Source organism: Arthrobacter sp. PAMC25564 (genome assembly GCF_004798705.1).
In the GTDB taxonomy this organism is placed as follows: domain Bacteria; phylum Actinomycetota; class Actinomycetes; order Actinomycetales; family Micrococcaceae; genus Arthrobacter.
In genome coordinates, this window is record NZ_CP039290.1 from 1,042,733 (window position 1) to 1,061,249 (window position 18,517).

Genomic DNA, 18,517 nt, shown 5'->3' on the forward strand with positions numbered 1-18,517 from the left:
GATGTCAGTGGAGACCGAAAACCAGACAAGGCTGTACGGCGTCTGCGATTACTACGACGCCGAGTCCCTGCTCACCGCGGACGAGCGGCGCGTGCTGGGCAGGCTGCGGGCCTTCCTCGATGAGAAGGCCCGGCCGCTGCTGGCCGACTACTGGGAACGCGGCGAGTTCCCGTATGAGCTCGCCGGGCCGCTGATCGGCCTGGACCTGATGGAACCGGCGGAACTGACCGGCGCCCCGGGTGCAGCGCAAACACCGGCCCGGGGGATCTACCAGGGCTTCCGGATCTTCGAACTCGCCCGCACGGACGCCTCGCTCGCCACTTTCTACACGGCCCAGGCCGGACTGTTCCGCACCGCCATCCGGGTGGGCGCCTCGGCCGAGCAGCAGGCGCAGTGGATGCCGAAGGTCATCGACTTCTCGCTGAAGGGCGTCTTTTCCCTGACCGAACCGGAGTCCGGCTCGGACATCGCCGGCGGGCTGTCCACCACGGCCCGCCGTGAAGGCGACACCTGGATCCTGGACGGCGCCAAGCGCTGGATCGGCGGCGCCGCCACCGCGGACGTCCTGGCCGTGTTTGCCCGCGACGTCGCCGACGGCCAGGTCAAGGCCTTCCTCGTGGAGCGCGAGGCGCCCGGCGTGACGCTGGAAAAGATCCACGGCAAAACCGCACTGCGGATGATGCAGAACGCGCACATCACCCTCGACGGCGTGCGGGTCCCGGAATCCATGCGGCTGCACAACGTGAACTCCTTCCGGGACGTCGCGGCGATGCTGAAGGCCATGCGCTCGGATGTCGCCTGGATCGCGACCGGCATCGCGGCCGGCGCATTCGAGGCGGCCCTGCGCTACGTCACGCAGCGCCGGCAGTTCGGCCGCCAGCTCGGCTCCTTCCAGCTGGTCCAGGAGAAGCTCGCTCGGATGCTCGGCAACGTCACCGCCTCCCTGTCCCTGGTGGTGCGGCTGACCGAACAGCAGGCCAAGGGCATCTACCGGGACCAGGACTCCGCCCTGGCCAAGATGCAGACCTCCCTGATGATGCGCGAAACCGTGGCCCTGGCCCGCGAAGTGGTCGGCGGCAACGGCATCACGCTCGAGACCGACGTCGCCCGCTTCCACGCCGACGCCGAAGCCGTCTACTCCTACGAAGGCACCCACGAAATCAACGCCCTGATTATCGGCCGGGCCCTCACCGGCGAAAGCGCCTTCACCCGCTGACCCCGCCACCCGACTGAACCAGCACACCCCATTCCGGCACCGCCGCCGGAGCATTCCCTACCCCACCCAGCCCTGCAGGAGGACACCATGCCCAATCTCGTCGTCGACTTCGACAAACTGCTCACCCTCGCCGGCACCGATCTCGGTGTCACCGAGTACCGCGAAATCACCCAGGAACAGATCAACAAGTTCGCCGACGCCACCGGTGACGACCAATGGATCCACGTCGACCCGGTACGCGCCAAGGACGGCCCGTTCGGCGCCCCGATCGCCCACGGCTTCCTCACCCTCTCGCTCGTCATCCCCTTCTGGAGCGAACTGTTCGACGTCGAAGGCGTCACCACCAAGGTCAACTACGGCCTGGACAAGGTCCGCTTCACCTCCCCGGTCAAGGTGGGCGCGCGGATCCGGATGCAGTCCACCATCACCGAAGTCACCGAGGTCAAGGGCGGCGCCCAGATCAAGGTCGCCAACACCATCGAAATCGAAGGCCAGGAACGTCCCGCCGTCGTCGCCGAATTCCTCGCCCGCTTCTACAAGTAACCGCTGGACCAGTAACCCTCCCCTTTTTCTCCCCTGTTCAAAGGAACAACCATGTCCGGACTCACTCAGCTCCAAGCCTTGGGCACCGCCGAGCGGCGCAAGGAAGCGCGCACGGTCATTGCCTCCAGCTACCTGGGCAGCACCATCGAGTACTACGACTTCCTGCTCTACGCCACGGCCGCGGCGGTCGTCTTCCCGAAGGTCTTCTTCAGCGGCATGGACGAATGGGTGGCCGTCGTGGCCGCCTACGGCACCTTCGCCGCGGGCTACGTAGCCCGCCCGGTCGGCGGCATCATCTTCGGCCACTTCGGCGACCGGATGGGCCGCAAGGGCATGCTGATCGTCTCCATGCTGGTCATGGGCCTGGCCTCCACCCTGATCGGCGTGGTCCCGGGCGCCTCCGTGGCCGGCCCCTGGGGGGCCGTGCTGCTCGTGATCCTGCGTGTCTGCCAGGGCATCGCCGTGGGCGGCGAATGGGGCGGAGCCGCGCTGATGGCGCTGGAACACTCCGAATCCGGGAAGCGCGGCTTTGCGGCTTCGTTCGTCAATGCGGGGGCCCCCACCGGGGCCGTACTGGGCACCCTGATCCTGGGCGCGTTCTCCGCACTGCCGAACGACCAGTTCCTCGCGTGGGGCTGGCGTGTGCCGTTCCTGCTTTCCTTCGTGCTGCTGGGCGTGGGCATGTTCGTCCGGCTCAAGGTTTCCGAAAGCCCCATCTTCAAAGCCGCCATCGAGCAGGAGGAAGCTGAGCGGGAGAAAGCAGCGCAGGAGGCACCCGCGCAGGGGAAAAATACTGTCCCCACGGCAAAGCCCGCGATGCCGCTGCTGCAGGTCCTGCGGCGTCCCAAGACCCTGATCTTCACGATGCTCGCCGGCGCGGCAGGCTTCGCGCTGCAGGTGGTGCTGGCGACGTTCTCGGTGACCTACGCCGTCTCCAAGGGGGCCGACCGCCAGGGCGTGCTGTACGCGTTTGCCGCAGCCTCCCTGATCTCCATCGTGTTCGTGATCATGGGCGGCAGGCTCTCCGACAAACTGGGACGGCGGCCGGTCATGATCGGCGGACTGGTGCTCTTCATCATCTACCTCGTGCCGATGTTCCAGCTGCTCTCCTCGAACAACATCATGCTGATCTTCGTGGCCTTCGCCATCGGCCTGATGATCCACTCGACCCTGTTCGGGCCGTTGGCGGCCTTTGTGTCCGAGCAGTTCGGCACCACCTCCCGCTACACCGGCGCATCCCTGGGCTACCAGCTGGCAACCCTGCTGGGCGCCGGCTTCACGCCCGGCATCGTGGCGCAGATCTTCAAGGACTCCGGCCAGAACACGGGGTCGGTGGTCTGGTACCTGGCGATCATGTCAGCGGTCTCCATCGTCTTCATCCTCCTGACCAAAGAACCGAAGAACAACGACCTCCAGACCGTCCGGGCCTGACCCTTCATCGGCTCCCGTCCAACGGGCTAACCTCACAGTAGAAAGGATTCGCCGTGGAAAATTTTGGCATCGGCTCGTGGCTGCAACGTCGCCGCCCGAAGTCCGGCAGCAAGACCGCCCTGATCAGCGGAGGCCGGGAACTCAGCTACGCACAGTTCGCGGACCGGAGCCTCCGGCTGGCCAACGCCCTGCGGGACCGCGGCGTCGCCAAGGGGGACAGAGTGGCCTACCTGGGCGAGAACCACCCGTCCTTCCTGGAAACCCTCTTTGCCTGCGGCACCCTGGGCGCCATCTTCGTCCCGCTCAATACCCGGCTGGCACCCCCGGAAATCCAGTTCCAGCTGCAGGACAGCGGGGCCGTGGCCCTGATCCACGCGCACAGCCTGAGTGACCTCGCCGCCCGCGGCGCGGCCGGCACCGCCGTGGCGAGGCTCGTCGTCGTCGACGATGCGGGCGACGGCAGCCCCGCGGGGGCAGGCAGCGGCCAGGGGTCGACGGCGGTCGAGGGCTTTGAAGCCGTGGTGGCCTCCGGCACGGACCAGCCGATCGATGAACCGGTGGGCCTGGACGACGGAGCCATGATCCTCTACACCTCGGGCACCACGGGCCGTCCGAAGGGCGCCCTGCTGACCCACGGCAACGTCACCTGGAACTGCATCAATGTGATCGTGGACTTCGATTTCTCCTCGCAGGACGTGGCGCTGATGATTTCACCGATGTTCCACGTGGCGTCACTGGACATGGGCGTCCTGCCGACGCTCCTCAAGGGCGGAACGGTCATCCTCGAATCCAGGTTTGATCCGGGCCGGATCCTGGGCCTGATCGGGGAGTACAGCGTCACGACGATGAGCGGGGTCCCGACCACCTATCAGCTCATCTGCGAACATCCCGCGTGGGCAACCACCGACCTCAGCTCGCTGAACAAGCTCACCTGTGGGGGATCCGCGATCCCCATGCGGGTGCTCGACGCGTACGAGTCCCGGGGGCTCCAGATCGGCAACGGCTACGGCATGACCGAAACCGCGCCGGCGGCAACGGTCCTCCCCGCATCGCGGTCCCGCGACAAGGCCGGTTCCGCCGGGCTTCCGCACTTCTTCACCGATGTCCGGATCGCCGACGCGATAGCCGGCATCGCGGCGCCCGGGACCGTGGGGGAGATCCAGATCAAGGGCCCCAACGTGATCCGTGAATACTGGGACCGGCCCGATGCCACCGCCGAATCCTATGCTGACGGCGGCTGGTTCAAATCCGGAGACCTCGCCTACAAGGACGAGGAGGGCTTCGTGTTCATCGCCGACCGGCTCAAGGACATGATCATCTCCGGCGGCGAAAACATCTATCCGGCCGAAGTGGAACAGGCCATCACGGAACTCGACGCGGTCGGAAGCGTGGCCGTGATCGGCGTGCCGGATGAGAAGTGGGGCGAAGTGCCGCGGGCGGTGGTGCTGCTGCGTGAGGGTGCCCAACTTACCGAGGCCCAGCTCAGGGCGCACCTGGAAGGACGGCTGGCGCGCTACAAGATCCCCAGGTCCGTGGTGTTCGTCGATGAGATGCCCCGGACCGCCAGCGGCAAGATCAGGAAGGCTGATCTTCGGAAGCTGGCGCCCGGCCACATCTGACGGGAGAGCCGGAGGCCGCGGTAACGCAGCCTCCGGCTCTCCTTGTGCCGCCCTCACCACCACCTACGACAACCCCGGACCCGCAACCGCCATCACGCCGCGTCCATCAGTTGCGGGAACGTGTGAGCCAGCTGCAGGGCCACCAGCGTCACCACCTGGTTCTCGTTGACGGGCCGGCCTAGGAGGTCAGAGGCGCGTTTGACCCGGTACGCCACGGTGTTGGTGGCCAGATGCAGGGCCTGGGCGGCGGCGATCCGGCTGCTGCCGGCGAGCAGGAAATGCCGCAGGGTGTCACGGATGTCGGTCAGCTTCTGGTCCGGGCCCAGCAGCCCGGCGAGCTGCACCTGGACGAACCTGGCCGCGCCCTGCGGGTCGGCAATGAGCAGCGCCAGCATGCCGGCGTCGTCGTAGCCCCAGAACTGTTGCCGAGGCGCAAGCCGCGCCACCCGGGCAGCCTGCTGCGCCTCAAAGTGGCTTTCCCGCAGCCCCGCCAGCCCCGAGCCGGGACGTCCGGCCGCGAGCTGGATCCAGCCGGGGTGGGGCACTTCACGCAGCGCGCTCATCACCGAAGGACCCGGGCGGGTGTTGAACGCCCACCAGAACAGCGTGGTGCCCTGATGCTCGATGGTCAGGAAACCGGTTGCGCCCAGCGCCTGCACGGCATCCGTGCCGAAACGCTGGCGCGCGGCATCGCGGTCCGGGATATGGCCGCTCGTGGCGGGCCGGGCCACAGCGATCAGATGGTGCCCGCCCAGCCGGAGGCCCAGGACGCGTTCGGCGTCTTCGGCAGGTTCTTCGCCGTCGAGGATTGCCGTGAGCACCCTCAACCGTTCGGCGGGAAGCCTGCCATGCCACAGGGACAGCTCGTCCTCATAACCGCGCATAAGGTCGCTGACGTAGGAGTTCACGTAGGAAAAGAGGGCCGCGTTGAGCCCGCGCACTTCAGCGACCATGCGATCCGCAGGAACTTCCCGCTCGATGACGGCCAGCAGCGCATCCTGGACCCGGGTGTGGCAGGCCCAGACAGTCCGCAGCACACTGCCGATCGGGACGCCCTGACGCACGGACAACCGGACATTGTCCTGGGCACCACGAGGGGCGACAATGTCCGCAGCGGGAGTGCCGCGATGCAAGCCGATCAGGGTCGTGAGCAGGGACGCTTCACAGCCCTCCCGCTCGGTGCCGGTCATCATGCCGGGCGTCCCGGCCAGGCTGAAGTCTTCAGCGACCAGGCGGACTATGTCGGCGGCAGCCTCCGCCGCCCACGCCGTGGCAGGCGCGCCGATTTCCGCCTCGGCGCTGGCAATGATCTCCGGATCCGACGCCGGACCGCCGGCCGCGCCGGACGCCGTCGGGCGGAGACTGTCCATCCAGTTCATCACTGCTGTAAACCACCTTTGGTCTTGGCCCCGAGGGCCAGTATAGGTTCCTTTGCCTGTGCCTCCGGGCTGGCGGGCCTTTGCTCCCGGACGCCATAGGCATGCGCTTTTCTTGCACTCCGGCGCCAAGAACCAACGCTGTGTTCCACACCACACTTGAATCAACAGGTGTTCGGAGATGAACACCCCTCAAGCAACGGAGCGTGGCAGCACATGACAACCACCACTGAGCTCAACAACTCATCATCGGTCCTGACCGAGGCCATTGCGCGGATGACCGACGCACTCGGCGCCGACGCCGTCCTGCTGGAGGAGAGCCAGGTCAAGGATTTCCATGACCCCTATGAAGGCGACGACGCCCGGGACTACCAGCCTTCCTTCGTGGTCCAGCCCTCCTCCGTCGAGGAAATCCAGGCCGTGGTACGGATCGCCAACGAACTTCAGATCCAGCTCTGGACCTCCTCCACCGGACGCAACTACGGCTACGGCGGCTCGGCCCCGGTGGTCAACGGTTCCGTCGTCCTGAGCCTGCGCCGGATGAACAAGATCCTGGAAATCAACGAGGCCGCCGGCTATGCGCTGCTCGAGCCGGGCGTCAGCTTCTTCGACCTCTACAACGAGATCAAGGCCCGTGGGCTGAAGCTCTGGATTTCCGTCCCGGACCTCGGCTGGGGAAGCATCGTCGGCAACACCCTGGACCACGGCTACGGCTACACCGTCAACGGCGACCACGCCAGCGCCGTCTGCGGCATGGAAGTGGTCCTCGCCTCCGGTGAAGTGATTCGCACCGGCCTCGGCGCCATGAGCAACAGCCCGATGTGGCAGCGGCACAAGCGCGGCTTCGGGCCGTCCCTGGACAGCCTCTTCATGCAGTCCAACTTCGGCATCGTGTCCAAGATGGGCGTCTGGCTCATGCCTGAACCCGAGGTGTTCACCACGGGGGCGATCATCTGCCACAACGACGAGGACATCGCCCCGCTGATCGATGCGCTCCGCCCGCTCATGCTCGACGGCACCATCCAGGGCCTGCCGCTGATCACCAGTTCCCCGGAACCTGAGGACGGCCGTGCCAGCCCGATGCAGGACACTGCCGGCATGTCGAAGCTCGCGAAGCTGTCCGCGACGCTGCCGCCGGGACGCTGGCACGCCCGCATTGCCTTCTACGGCCACGAAGCCATAGTGGAGGCGCGGCGCCGCATTGTCACAGATGCGGTGGCCCACCTCCCCGGCGTCACCGTGGACCTAAGGGCCTACCGCGGCGACGTCAGCCCCGAAGAGGTCCACCCGCTGGACCTGGTCCCGGCCGGCATCCCCAACATGTTCCTGCTGGACATGATGAAGAAGCACATCGGCGAAAACGTGGGCCACATCGACTTCTCGCCGGCCATCCCGTTCGACGGCGAATCCGCCGCCAGGCACGAGCTGATGGTCCGCACCATCCTCGAGGAGGCCGGCCTGGTTGCCGGCTTCGGCTGGATCGCCAACACCCGCAGCCTCGTGGGCGCCTGCATGGTCTTCTTCGATGTGGACAACCCGGCCGAAGCGGCAGCCGCGCACGCCGCCGTCGAACTCATGTGTGAAAAGGCTGCCGAATGGGGCTGGAGCGAATACCGCGCCCACCCCTCGCTGATCGGGCACGTGGCCGAGAACTTCGACTTCAACGGCCACGCCCTGAACCGCCTCTACACCTCCATCAAAGATGCGCTGGACCCCGCCGGAACGCTCTCGCCGGGCAACCACGGCATCTGGCCCTCGTCGGCCAAGAACTCCTAGAACTCCAAGACCGAAAGGCATCACCATGTGGGAGACAGACAACAAGTTCCTCAACGGCCCCTTCACCCCCTGGCACGAGGAGACCGAAGCCTTCGACCTCCAGGTCATCGGCAAGATTCCCGATGACCTGGACGGAGCCTTGTTCCGCACCGGCTCCAACCCCAGGTTCAAGCCGCGCAACACCGACCGCTACCACTGGTTCGAAGGTGACGGCATGGTTTACGCAACGTATCTTCGCGACGGCAAGGCCGCCTACCGGAACAAATGGGTCATGACCGACGCGCTGAAGGTCGAGATGGAGGCGGGGGAGGCGGTCTACTCAGGGTTCGTCAACGGCGGCACGGTCCCGTCGCTGCCAGCCGGTGCCCCGCCCATGAAGAACGTTCCCAACACCAATGTCGGCGTCCTCGCCGACCGGCTGCTCGTGTTCTTCGAGGGCGGCCTGCCGCACCAGATGAATCCGCAGTCCCTGGAAACGTTCGGGACATATGACTTCAACGGCGATGTCCCGTTCACCTGCACGGCCCACTACAAGATCGACCCGGACACCGGGAACATGCTCTTCTACTCCTACATGGGGACCAACATCACCTGGTACGAGGCAGACCAGCACGGGAAGGTCCTCGACACTTTCGCCTTCAGCACCAGTGCCCCCTCAATGTTCCACGACTTTGCCGTGAGCAAGAACTACGCAATCTTCTTCGTCACCCCGGGGCTTTTCCTGGCACCCAATATCGGCCAGGGCAAGCCGGGCCTGGTGTGGGATCCTACGGCAACGAACGACGGCGTCGAGATCGTGACCATGCACCGGACCACCCACGAAGTGCGCACCTACCGGGTCGACGAGACGTTCTTCCCAACCCACTTCTTCAACGCCTACGAGCGAGGCAACGAAATCGTCATCGAGGCACCGCGCATCAAGGAACGCTTCGGCACCCCGGCGGACCGTATCACCCGCCCCGTTGACTCACACGAGTGGTTCATGAACGCGATCCCGTGGCGCTGGACCGTCAACACCGCCACCGGACAGGTCTCCAACCAGGCCACCAGCCACGTCGCGGGGGAGTTCCCGGCCATCAACCCGAACAAGGTCGGCCTGGAACACAAGTTCGGCTACTTCGCCACGACCCGCGGCCGGGATGCCGACACCATGAGCGACGGCCTGGCCAAAACCGACCTGGACAAGGAAACCGTCACCGTCATCGAGGGGCTGGAGGACCTGACCAACCCCTCCGAACCGATCTTCGTGCCGCGGACAGGAGCAGTGAACGAAGACGACGGCTACCTGCTCTCAATCTGGTGGAACCGTCAGACCGAGCTGAGCGAACTGTGCATCTATGACACCGCGGATTTCGGACGCACCCCGCTCGCACGGGTCAAGCTGCCCGGCCGGGTCCCCTTCGGCTTCCACGGCAGCTGGTCCGACCGCAGCCGGATCGAGGACTCGCTTAAGGTCCTCGCCGCCGAGCACGCCTGATCCGGCCCTCCCGCCCAGCTAAAGACCCACACACTTAGGAGTCACCACCATGACCGCTTCACTCACAGACACCACGACGGCGGTTGCCGGCACGGCAACGCCGGGCACCTTCGCCGGGAAGACCACGCAGCTGCAGTACATCGCCGGGGCATGGCGCGAAGGCCGCTCTGAAAAGGTCCTTACCGTCACCGATCCGTTCACGAACGAGCAGCTCACCACCATCCGGCAGGGCACAGTCCAGGACCTCGACGACGCCTACCGCGCCGCCGAGGACGCCCAGAAGGGTTGGGCCGCCCGGACCCCGGCCGCCCGCCAGCAGGTCATGCTTCGCGCCGCCGCCATCATCGAGGAACGCCGCGGCGAAATCATCGACTGGCTGGTCAAGGAATCCGGCAGCACCGTCATCAAGGCCAACGTGGAGGTGTCCGCCGCCGCCGGCATCACCCTGGAGTCCGCCTCCTTCCCGGGACGCGTCTTCGGCCGGATCGTCGAATCCAACACCCCGGGCAAGGAAAACCGCATCTACCGCCGCCCGCTCGGCGTCGTCGGCGTGATCAGCCCATGGAACTTTCCGCTGCACCTTTCCCAGCGCTCGGTGGCGCCGGCACTTGCCCTGGGCAACGCCGTCGTCATCAAACCGGCCAGCGATACCCCGGTGACCGGCGGGCTGATCCTGGCCCGCATCTTCGAGGAAGCCGGCCTCCCGGCAGGTGTTCTCAACGTGGTGGTCGGTGCCGGCTCCGAGATCGGCGACGACTTCGTCACGCACCCCGTCCCGGGCTTGATTTCCTTCACGGGGTCGACGCCGGTGGGCCAGAACGTGGGCCGGCTCGCCGTCGGCGGCGAATTCATCAAGCACGTCGCTCTTGAACTGGGCGGCAACAGCCCACTCGTTGTCCTCGGCGACGCCGACCTGGACGCCGCAGTGCAGTCCGCGGTGCTGGGCAAGTTCCTGCACCAGGGCCAGATCTGCATGGCCGTGAACCGGATCATCGTCGAAGCGCCGCTGTATGACGAGTTCGTGGAGCGCTTCGTCCAGGCCGCAGCATCCATTCCCGTGGGAGACCCCTCCAAACCGGAGACCGTCGTGGGCCCGCTCATCAACGACAGCCAGCTCGCCGGAATCCGCGAGAAGATCGCCCTGGCCAAGAGCGAAGGCGCCCGGGTTGTGCTGGAAGGCTCCATCGACGGTCGCGTGGTGTCCCCGTTCGTGTTCGCCGACGTCACCGCGGACATGGAGATCGCCCGCGAGGAAATCTTCGGGCCACTTGTCGGCATCATCCGCGCCGAGGACGAGGCCCATGCCCTGGAACTGGCCAACGCCAGCAACTTCGGGCTCAGCAGTTCCGTGTTCACCAAGGACACGGAACGCGGCGTCCGGTTCGGCCTCGGCATCAAGGCAGGCATGACCCACATCAACGACATGCCCGTCAACGATGAAGCGCACGTACCCTTCGGCGGGGAGCGCAACTCGGGCCTGGGCCGGTTCAACGGCGACTGGGCCATCGACGAGTTCACCACCGACCACTGGATCGGTATCAAACGCTAGAAGTGGCAGGGATGCGATGAAAGGCTTGTCCTTCCGGCGCCGGATGACCTCCGGCGCCGGAAGGACAAGCCTTTCTTGGCCCCGCCGTGGTCCGATCCAACATCAACACGAATGCCGGGACAGTCACTACACGTCAGTGGATCGAGGCCAGCAGGACGCCGACGCCGACGAAGAGCGCGCCGAATGTCCGGTTCAGGACCTTCTGCCCGCGGGCGTCGTGGGTGAAGCGCTGGAAGGATCTGGCCGCCGCCGCAAAGAAGAACCACATGACCAGGATGTCGATCACGATCACGGTGGCGGACAGGACGGCGTACTGCGGCAGCAGTGGCTGATCCGGCCGGATGAACTGGGGCATAAAGGCCAGGAAGAAGACGACGGCTTTGGGGTTGAGCAGGTTGACCCACAGGCCGCGGCGGAACATCGAGAACGCCGGTTCATTGCGCAGGGCGGCGGCCTTCCCCTGGTCCAGGTCCGGTCTGTGCAGGAACTGCCGGATGCCCAGATAGACCAGGTACGCGGCGCCGGCATAGCGGATCACGTTGAACGCCACCGGGGAGCTGGCCACGAGCACCCCGACGCCCAGGGCCACAATCAGGATGTGCACCACCAGCGCCGCCTGCTGGCCCAGGATGCCCCAGATGGAACGGCGGAATCCCGAGTTCAGCGAGTTGCTCATGGTGTTGATGGCGCCCGCGCCGGGCGTGAAGCTGATCAGGACGCCGGCGCCCGCGAGGGCCAGCCACAGGGAAGGTTGCACCCAGCCAGTTTAAGGCAGGTCACTTAGACGAGCGGCCACGGGTAACCCCTGCCGGTGCGGTCAACCGGCAGTACGCCCTCGTGCAGCAGGCGCTGCACCCGGCGCCGCAGGGCGGTGACCTCCGCGTCGTCGAGGAGTTCGGCCACGTCGGGAGGCACGGCCTCCGCGAGCGGGGTGATGTCCCCGAGCAGGGCATCGGGGATGGGGTCACCGGCGAAGTCCCAGATCACGGTGCGCAGTTTGTAGCCCGCCGAGAAGCACAGCCCATGGTCGATGCCCCACACCCGTCCGTCGTGGCCGCGCAGCACGTGCCCGCTCTTGCGGTCTGTGTTGTTGGCGATGCAATCGAACAGGGCAATCTCCGACAGGACACGGTGGGTCTCGGGGGCGTCCTCGAACAGAGTGAAGTAATGCTCCTGGAAGTCGCACTCGACGAACCACTGCAGCGAACCGATCCCCAAGGGCGCCTCCTCGCGGATCACCGTCGGCGGCACGAGTCCCCACCCCAGGGACTCGCTGAGCAGGTAGGCGGCGCGTTCCCGCCGGTAGAGCCCGGGCTCGAAATCGGACAGTGGCCGTTCCCCGGCCTCCGGCTTGTAGACCGCGTACGCGGAGTCGTCCGCGCAGGAGACCTGGACGAGGAACGTCTCGTTGCTGCTGCGCGGGATGCGGCCGAGCAGATCGACGCGGCCCTCGGTGAGCAGCGTCAGTTCCCGGCCGGACACCGTCGGTCCTTCTTCACGACGCCCTCAACCCGCTGAGTGGTTCCGACGTCGAATTCACCATCAGTACGGCGGGATCCTGGCCCTCCAAGAACGAGAGGACCGAGACCGAGCCCGGGCTGATGACGATCCGCTGGAAGAGGTCCAGAGGCGTGCCCAGGGCGTGGGCGACGGAGGCCTTGATCGGGTCGGCGTGCGAGAAGCACACAACGACGCCCCCCGCGTGGGCCGTGCACAGTAGCTCGAGCGATCCGACCATCCGCGCCTGCATCTGCGTGAAGCTCTCCCCGTTCGGGAAGCGGAAGGTCGACGGGCTGTGCTGGACGGTCTGCCACTGCGGCAGGACGGCCAGTTCGGCGATCGCGGCGCCGGTCCAGTCGCCAAAGTCGCATTCGAGCAGCCCGTCGTCGTGGTGCACTGCCATTCCCGTGCGGGCCGCCGTCGGCTCCGCCGTCTCGCAGGCGCGCTCCAGCGGTGAGGAATAGAGGGCGCTGACCGGCAGGCCCTCGAGCCGTTCCGCGACCCGTTCCGCCTGGGCCCGGCCGCGGTCGGACAGGTGCAGTCCGGGGGCGCGCCCCGGCAGCACCATGCCCGTGGTGGGCGTCTCGCCGTGGCGCACCAGAAGCAGGAGCGTGCCCTGCCGCTCGAGTGAGGGCCCGGAAGATGCTTCCGGCGCTGGTGATGCAGTCATCAGCATTCAGCCTAAGCCGCACGGCAACGCAAAGCTCAGGAATCTCAAGAAATCCCTCGATTCCCCGCCCGGTCGAGGTCTACGGTGGAGGAGTGAGTAATCGCCCCGATATCTTCACTGTTGGTGAACTGCGTGCCTCCGGCCACGTTCACAAGGACCTGCGCCGCGAAATCCGCGACAACCTGCTCGCCGCGCTCGCCGCCGGCCGCGACCCCTGGCCCGGAATGTTCGGCTTCAGCCGGACCGTGCTGCCCCAGCTCGAGCGCGCCCTGCTCGCCGGCCACGACGTCGTCCTGCTTGGCGAACGCGGTCAGGGCAAGACCCGGCTCCTCCGGACCCTCGCCGGGCTGCTGGACGAGTGGTCGCCGGTGATCGAGGACTCGGAACTGAACGAACACCCGTACGAACCCATCACCGAGCACTCCCGCGCCCGCGCCCTCACCGAGGGGGACCGGCTCCGGGTGGCGTGGCGCCACCGCTCGGAACGGTACGTAGAGAAGCTCGCGACGCCGGACACCTCCGTCGCAGACCTGATCGGCGACGTCGACCCGATGCGCGTGGCCGAGGGCCGCCGCCTCGGGGACCCGGAAACCATCCACTACGGCCTGGTCCCGCGCTCCAACCGCGGAATCATCGCCATCAACGAGCTGCCCGACCTCGCCGAGCGGATCCAGGTCTCGATGCTCAACGTGATGGAGGAACGCGACATCCAGATCCGCGGCTACGTGCTGCGGCTGCCGTTGGACGTTTTGGTCGTCGCGTCCGCCAACCCGGAGGACTACACCAACCGCGGCCGGATCATCACGCCGCTGCGGGACCGCTTCGGCGCCGAGATCCGCACCCACTACCCGATCGAGCTCGACGACGAGGTGGCCGTCATCCGGCAGGAGGGGCACCTGGTGGCCGGCGTTCCGCCCGTCATCCTCGAAATCCTGGCCCGCTACACCCGGGCCTTGCGGCAGTCCCCGGCCATCAACCAGACCTCCGGGGTGTCCGCGCGGTTCGCCATCGCCGGCGCCGAAACCGTCGCCGCGGCCGCCCTGCGCCGGGCCAGCGTGCGCGGCGAGGACGAGGCCGTCGCCCGGATCATCGACCTGGATGCCGCGGTGGAAGTCCTGGCCGGGAAGATCGAGTTCGAGTCCGGGGAGGAAGGGCGGGAACAGGACATTCTCGACCACCTCCTGCGCATGGCCACCGCAGAAGCCGTGCGGGCGCACTTCCACGGCATCGACATGGGTGAACTCGTTGCCGCGCTGGACGGCCACACCACCGTGACCACCGGGGAACTGGTCACCGCGCGGGAGTTCCTGCAGAACCTCCCGCCCCTCAACGGATCGCGCCTCTACGACGAAATCAGTGAGCGCCTGGGCGCGGAAAACGACGGGCAGCGCGCCGCCGCCGTCGAACTGGCACTGGAGGGTCTCTACCTCGCCCGGCGGATTTCCAAGGAGTCCGACGACGAGGCGACGATCTACGGCTAGGCAGCTTTACGGCTAAGGAGGCCTCATGACCGCTCACAACCGGTCCCGGTACAGCCGGTACACGGGAGGACCGGATCCGCTCGCTCCGCCGGTGGACCTGGCGGAGGCCCTTGACGCGATTGCCGAGGACGTCATGGCCGGCTACTCGCCACGGCACGCCCTCCAGGAGTACCTGCGGCGCGGCGGCCGCAGCCGGGAAGGGCTCGACGACCTCGCCGGCCGCGTCCAGCAGCGGCGGCGCGAACTGCTGGGCCGCCACCGGCTGGACGGCACCCTCAACGAGGTCCGCAAGCTGCTCGACACCGCGGTGCTGGAGGAGCGCAAGCAGTTGGCCCGCGACGCCATGATGGACAACACCGACCGCGCCTTCCGGGAGATGCAACTGCAGAACCTGCCCCAGTCCACGGCGGCGGCGGTTAACGAACTCGCCTCCTATGACTGGCAGTCGAGCACCGCCCGGGAGGCCTACGAGCGGATCAAGGATCTGCTGGGCCGGGAAGTCCTGGACCAGCGGTTCGCCGGAATGAAGCAGGCGCTCGAGGGCGCCACCGATGAAGACCGCGCTGCCGTCAGCGAGATGCTGCAGGACCTCAACGGGCTGCTCGACAAACACCGCCGCGGCGAGGACACCGACGCGGACTTCCAGGATTTCATGGCCAAACACGGCCCGTTCTTCCCGGAGAACCCGCAATCTGTCGAGGAGCTGGTGGACGCGCTCGCCCGGCGCGCGGCCGCAGCCCAGCGGCTCCTGCAATCCATGTCCGCCGAGCAGCGCGAGGAGCTGATGCGGCTCTCAGCCCAGGCGTTCGGCTCACCCGAGCTTATGGCACAGCTGGGCCAACTCGACGCCAACTTGCAGGCACTGCGTCCCGGCGAGGACTGGGCCGGCTCCGAACGCTTCGAGGGTGAGGAAGGGCTCGGACTCGGCGACGGCACCGGCGTGCTGCAGGACATCGCCGAACTGGATGAGCTGGCCGGGCAGCTCTCCCAGGACTACAACGGGTCCCGCTTGGACGACCTGGACCTGGACGCGCTCGCGCGCCAGCTGGGGCAGGGTGCCGCCGTGACGGCCCGCACCCTCGCGGAGATCGAGCGGGCCATGCAGGACGGCGGCTTCCTCCAGCGCGGGACCGACGGCGACCTCCGCCTGTCCCCGCAGGCCATGCGGCGGCTCGGCAGGTCGCTGTTGCGGGATACCGCTAAGCAGCTCTCCGGCCGGCAGGGGCGCCGGGACACACGCGTCGCCGGGGCGGCAGGGGAACAGACCGGCTCCAGCCGCCCCTGGGAGTTCGGGGACGCCGAACCGTGGGACGTCACCCGCACCATCACCAATGCGATCCGCCGCACGATCGCCGACGGCGGCGACCCCCGAAGCGGGCTGCGACTGGCCATGGATGACATCGAGGTGACGGAGACGGAGGCCCGGACGCAGGCCGCCGTCGTGCTGCTGGTCGATGTGTCGTTCTCGATGGCCGCCGAGGGGCGGTGGGTGCCGATGAAACGCACCGCGCTCGCCTTACACCACCTCGTCTCAACCCGTTTCCGTGGAGACCGTCTGCAGCTGATCACGTTCGGCCGCTACGCGCAGTCCATGGACATCGGCGAGCTCACGGCCCTGCCTGCACGGCAGGAGCAGGGGACCAACCTGCATCACGGCTTGCTGCTGGCCAACCGTTTCTTCCGCCAGCACCCGTCGATGCAGCCCGTCCTGCTCGTGGTGACGGATGGCGAACCGACCGCCCACCTGTTGCCGGAGGGCGAGTCATGGTTCTCCTGGCCGCCGGACCCGGAGACCATCCGTGTCACGGTCGCCGAGCTCGACCGCCTTGGGCGCACCGGCACGCAAGCCACGTTCTTCCGGCTCGGCGGCGACCCGGGCCTCGAGCAGTTCGTCCAGCGCATGGTCCGCCGTATCGGGGGCCGGGTCGTCGCGCCCGAGGCCGGGGACCTCGGCGCTGCCGTTGTGGGGGAGTATCTCCGCGCTCATTTTCGTGGCCAGCCCTATGACGACGCCGACTGGGCGTCCTAGACGGCGGGAATTTCCCGGGAACCAGGCGCCTGCGTCAGCTGGCGCGGAGCCCATAGCTGAGAACCATGTTCCCCTTGCTGGTCTGTTGCGATTCCAGCAGCTCCAGCCGGGTCAACGGATCGCCGTCGGCGAAGAGCCGCCGGCCTTTTCCCGCAATGACGGGATGGACCATCAGCGTCAGCGAGTCGAGCAACCCCGCGAACAGCAGTTGGCGGACCAGGGAGATGCTGGCAAAAACACCGATCTCGCCGCCGTGGCCGTTCTTGAGGTCGGCCACGAACTCCTCCAACGGGCCCTCGATAAGGCGGGAGTTCTGCCACTCGAGACCGCCCGAGAGCGTTCTGGAGGCGACGAACTTCGGCAGCGGATTGATGAAGTCGCCGAAAGGATCTCCGCCGGCTGCCTGAGGCCAGTAGCCTGCCCACTCCTGGTAGCCGACCCGGCCCAGAACCGCCGTGTCCACGCGGCCGATCATCTGTCCCATCCCGGCACCCAGCTCGTCGTCGAAGCTGTCGAACTGCCAAAGGTTGGGGGACTCAACCACGCCGTCCACGGAGCAGAAGAGGCCGGCGGTCAGTTTTCGCATTGTTGTTCTCCTCACAGGGGTTTCCTTGCACCCTATCGACAGAACGGAAAGCAAGGAATAACCGGGGTGGAAACTGGCCAGGCCCGGCAGGCGGCGTGCTGCCGCCTGCCGGGTCATGGCCGGGTTGCCTCCTTTGTTAGCTCCCGGTGCCGGACCCGCTGGCACCCGGGCGGCCCATTCCGCCGTCCGGGCCGCCTTAGCGATGTCGGTGCCCATGCAACGGCCGGCGCCGGTGATGAACCAGACCTTCTTGGCGGTGACGTTGTCCTTTTGCCCTGTCATGTATTCCTGTTCAGTCATGTGATGGTTCTGTCTTTCCTGGGTTGGGCGGTCCGGGCTGCGCGGGGGAGCGCAAGTCAGGGACGGTGGATCCGACGGCAGGACGGCCCGTGGTGGTTGTTTCGGGAGGCGATGCCGCCCAGCTGGCGAGGAACGCCAGCGCATTTTCGGATGGGGAGCCGGGCGCAGCCGTGAAGGTGAACAGGGTCTGGCCCTCATCGCCGGGAAGGTCCAGTGTCTCGTACTGCAGGGACAAATCCCCGGCGACCGGATGGTGGAATCGCTTGGTCCCCGTGGTGTGGATCCGCACGTCGTGCCCCGCCCGCAAAGCGGCGAACAGTCCACTGCGCGTGGCCAGCTCCCCGACCAGCTCGTTCAGCGCGCTGTCGTACGGGTTCCGCCCCGATTCCGAGCGCAGCATCGCCACCGTGGCCGCAGCGATCGCCCGCCAATCGGGGTAGAAGTCACCTGCGCCCGGGTCCAGGAAGAGGTAGCGGGCCTGGTTCGGCAACCGGCCCGGAGCCCGCGGCCCTGGCTGCGCGGCGGAGTTGAACACCCCCGCGTACAGCGCACGGCCCAGCAGGTTGGCGGCCAGCACGTCCGAACGGCCGTTCTGCACCAGTGCCACCACTCCGGTCATGCCATCCAGGAGACGCAGCACCCCGGGACGGACCCGCTGCTGCGGTGGCCGGCCGGGCGCCCGCTGCGCCGGAGTGTTGGCCGTCCGCGCCAGATCCATCAGGTGCGCACGCTCGGCCTCGTCCAGCTGAAGGGCCGAGGCCACAGCCTCGAGCACCCCGTCTGAGACGCCGCGAATGCTGCCGCGCTCCAGCCGCGTGTAGTAGTCCGTGCTCACCCCGGCGAGCTGCGCCACTTCCTCACGGCGCAGATCCCCGTAGCTGGGGAGCCCGGCCTGCTCCGGGTTGATCTTCGCGCGACGGGTGATCAGGAACTCACGGATGTCCTCTTTCTTGTCCACATCTCC

15 protein-coding genes are annotated in these 18,517 nt (G+C 67.1%); 9 read left to right on the top strand and 6 right to left on the bottom strand.

All coding sequences use genetic code 11. The annotated features are described in order from the left end of the window. Position 1: 1 nt before the first annotated feature. The 4 genes from E5206_RS04690 to E5206_RS04705 all read left to right on the top strand — a co-directional run bounded on the left by E5206_RS04690 (position 2) and on the right by E5206_RS04705 (position 4,809). Positions 2-1,216 (top strand): acyl-CoA dehydrogenase family protein, encoded by a 1,215-nt coding sequence (locus tag E5206_RS04690; RefSeq protein WP_136321477.1) that lies wholly within the window; start codon positions 2-4, stop codon positions 1,214-1,216. A gap of 87 nt (positions 1,217-1,303) precedes the next feature. Then, positions 1,304-1,759 (top strand): MaoC family dehydratase, encoded by a 456-nt coding sequence (locus E5206_RS04695; protein WP_136321478.1) that lies wholly within the window; start codon positions 1,304-1,306, stop codon positions 1,757-1,759. A gap of 51 nt (positions 1,760-1,810) precedes the next feature. After that, a complete protein-coding gene (locus E5206_RS04700) occupies positions 1,811-3,190 on the top strand; it encodes an MFS transporter (RefSeq protein ID WP_136321479.1) in 1,380 nt (459 codons plus the stop codon). Positions 3,191-3,243: 53 nt separating this feature from the next. Further along, on the top strand, positions 3,244-4,809 hold the full coding sequence (locus E5206_RS04705; RefSeq protein ID WP_136321480.1) for a long-chain fatty acid--CoA ligase: 1,566 nt from the start codon (positions 3,244-3,246) through the stop codon (positions 4,807-4,809). Between the two features lie 92 nt (positions 4,810-4,901). On the opposite strand, the gene E5206_RS04710 is transcribed toward E5206_RS04705, so the two are convergent. Then, on the bottom strand, positions 4,902-6,179 hold the full coding sequence (locus E5206_RS04710; protein ID WP_168709267.1) for a helix-turn-helix domain-containing protein: 1,278 nt from the start codon (positions 6,177-6,179) through the stop codon (positions 4,902-4,904). 222 nt (positions 6,180-6,401) lie between these two features. Here E5206_RS04710 and E5206_RS04715 point away from each other — a divergent pair, with 222 nt between their 5' ends. Genes E5206_RS04715 through E5206_RS04725 form a run of 3 tightly spaced genes read left to right on the top strand, consistent with a single transcriptional unit; the run spans position 6,402 to position 10,987 of the window. Next, positions 6,402-7,961 (top strand): FAD-binding oxidoreductase, encoded by a 1,560-nt coding sequence (locus tag E5206_RS04715; RefSeq protein ID WP_136321482.1) that lies wholly within the window; start codon positions 6,402-6,404, stop codon positions 7,959-7,961. A gap of 25 nt (positions 7,962-7,986) precedes the next feature. Continuing rightward, entirely contained in the window at positions 7,987-9,438 is a 1,452-nt protein-coding gene (locus tag E5206_RS04720; protein ID WP_136321483.1) for a carotenoid oxygenase family protein, read from the top strand. Between the two features lie 49 nt (positions 9,439-9,487). Continuing rightward, positions 9,488-10,987, top strand: a complete 1,500-nt coding sequence (locus tag E5206_RS04725; protein ID WP_136321484.1) for an aldehyde dehydrogenase family protein — start codon at positions 9,488-9,490, stop codon at positions 10,985-10,987. 133 nt (positions 10,988-11,120) lie between these two features. Here the strand turns inward: E5206_RS04725 and E5206_RS04730 are convergent, their stop codons facing one another. From E5206_RS04730 to E5206_RS04740, 3 genes are read right to left on the bottom strand one after another with little or no spacing between them, the layout of a single operon-like run. Further along, positions 11,121-11,744, bottom strand: coding sequence for a LysE family transporter (locus E5206_RS04730; RefSeq protein ID WP_136321485.1), 624 nt, complete (start codon positions 11,742-11,744; stop codon positions 11,121-11,123). A 23-nt stretch (positions 11,745-11,767) separates the two neighbouring features. Further along, positions 11,768-12,469 carry an SCO1664 family protein gene (locus E5206_RS04735; protein ID WP_136321486.1) on the bottom strand — a complete coding sequence of 234 codons (702 nt, stop codon included), beginning with the start codon at positions 12,467-12,469 and terminating at the stop codon, positions 11,768-11,770. A 13-nt stretch (positions 12,470-12,482) separates the two neighbouring features. Continuing rightward, the gene (locus E5206_RS04740) at positions 12,483-13,157 is read right to left on the bottom strand and encodes an MSMEG_4193 family putative phosphomutase (protein ID WP_240689938.1); all 675 of its coding nucleotides are present in this window, start codon (positions 13,155-13,157) and stop codon (positions 12,483-12,485) included. A gap of 92 nt (positions 13,158-13,249) precedes the next feature. Between E5206_RS04740 and E5206_RS04745 the strand changes: the two genes are divergently transcribed. Beyond that, complete coding sequence (locus tag E5206_RS04745; protein WP_136321488.1) at positions 13,250-14,638, top strand: sigma 54-interacting transcriptional regulator; 1,389 nt, start codon at positions 13,250-13,252, stop codon at positions 14,636-14,638. 25 nt (positions 14,639-14,663) lie between these two features. Further along, entirely contained in the window at positions 14,664-16,667 is a 2,004-nt protein-coding gene (locus tag E5206_RS04750; protein WP_136321489.1) for a VWA domain-containing protein, read from the top strand. A gap of 34 nt (positions 16,668-16,701) precedes the next feature. Here the strand turns inward: E5206_RS04750 and E5206_RS04755 are convergent, their stop codons facing one another. Both E5206_RS04755 and E5206_RS04760 read right to left on the bottom strand, forming a co-directional pair. Then, complete coding sequence (locus tag E5206_RS04755; protein WP_136323963.1) at positions 16,702-17,253, bottom strand: dihydrofolate reductase family protein; 552 nt, start codon at positions 17,251-17,253, stop codon at positions 16,702-16,704. A gap of 292 nt (positions 17,254-17,545) precedes the next feature. Continuing rightward, complete coding sequence (locus tag E5206_RS04760) at positions 17,546-18,511, bottom strand: helix-turn-helix transcriptional regulator (protein WP_168709268.1); 966 nt, start codon at positions 18,509-18,511, stop codon at positions 17,546-17,548. Positions 18,512-18,517 lie beyond the last annotated feature (6 nt).

Excerpts from the sequence above, each read along its gene's own strand:
- E5206_RS04720 (WP_136321483.1), top strand. The coding sequence starts at position 7,987 with ATGTGGGAGACAGACAACAAGTTCCTCAACGGCCCCTTCACCCCCTGG.
- E5206_RS04695 (WP_136321478.1), top strand. The coding sequence starts at position 1,304 with ATGCCCAATCTCGTCGTCGACTTCGACAAACTGCTCACCCTCGCCGGC.
- E5206_RS04740 (WP_240689938.1), bottom strand. The coding sequence starts at position 13,157 with ATGACTGCATCACCAGCGCCGGAAGCATCTTCCGGGCCCTCACTCGAG.
- E5206_RS04750 (WP_136321489.1), top strand. The coding sequence starts at position 14,664 with ATGACCGCTCACAACCGGTCCCGGTACAGCCGGTACACGGGAGGACCG.
- E5206_RS04700 (WP_136321479.1), top strand. The coding sequence starts at position 1,811 with ATGTCCGGACTCACTCAGCTCCAAGCCTTGGGCACCGCCGAGCGGCGC.
- E5206_RS04690 (WP_136321477.1), top strand. The coding sequence starts at position 2 with ATGTCAGTGGAGACCGAAAACCAGACAAGGCTGTACGGCGTCTGCGAT.
- E5206_RS04715 (WP_136321482.1), top strand. The coding sequence starts at position 6,402 with ATGACAACCACCACTGAGCTCAACAACTCATCATCGGTCCTGACCGAG.
- E5206_RS04710 (WP_168709267.1), bottom strand. The coding sequence starts at position 6,179 with ATGGACAGTCTCCGCCCGACGGCGTCCGGCGCGGCCGGCGGTCCGGCG.
- E5206_RS04725 (WP_136321484.1), top strand. The coding sequence starts at position 9,488 with ATGACCGCTTCACTCACAGACACCACGACGGCGGTTGCCGGCACGGCA.
- E5206_RS04755 (WP_136323963.1), bottom strand. The coding sequence starts at position 17,253 with ATGCGAAAACTGACCGCCGGCCTCTTCTGCTCCGTGGACGGCGTGGTT.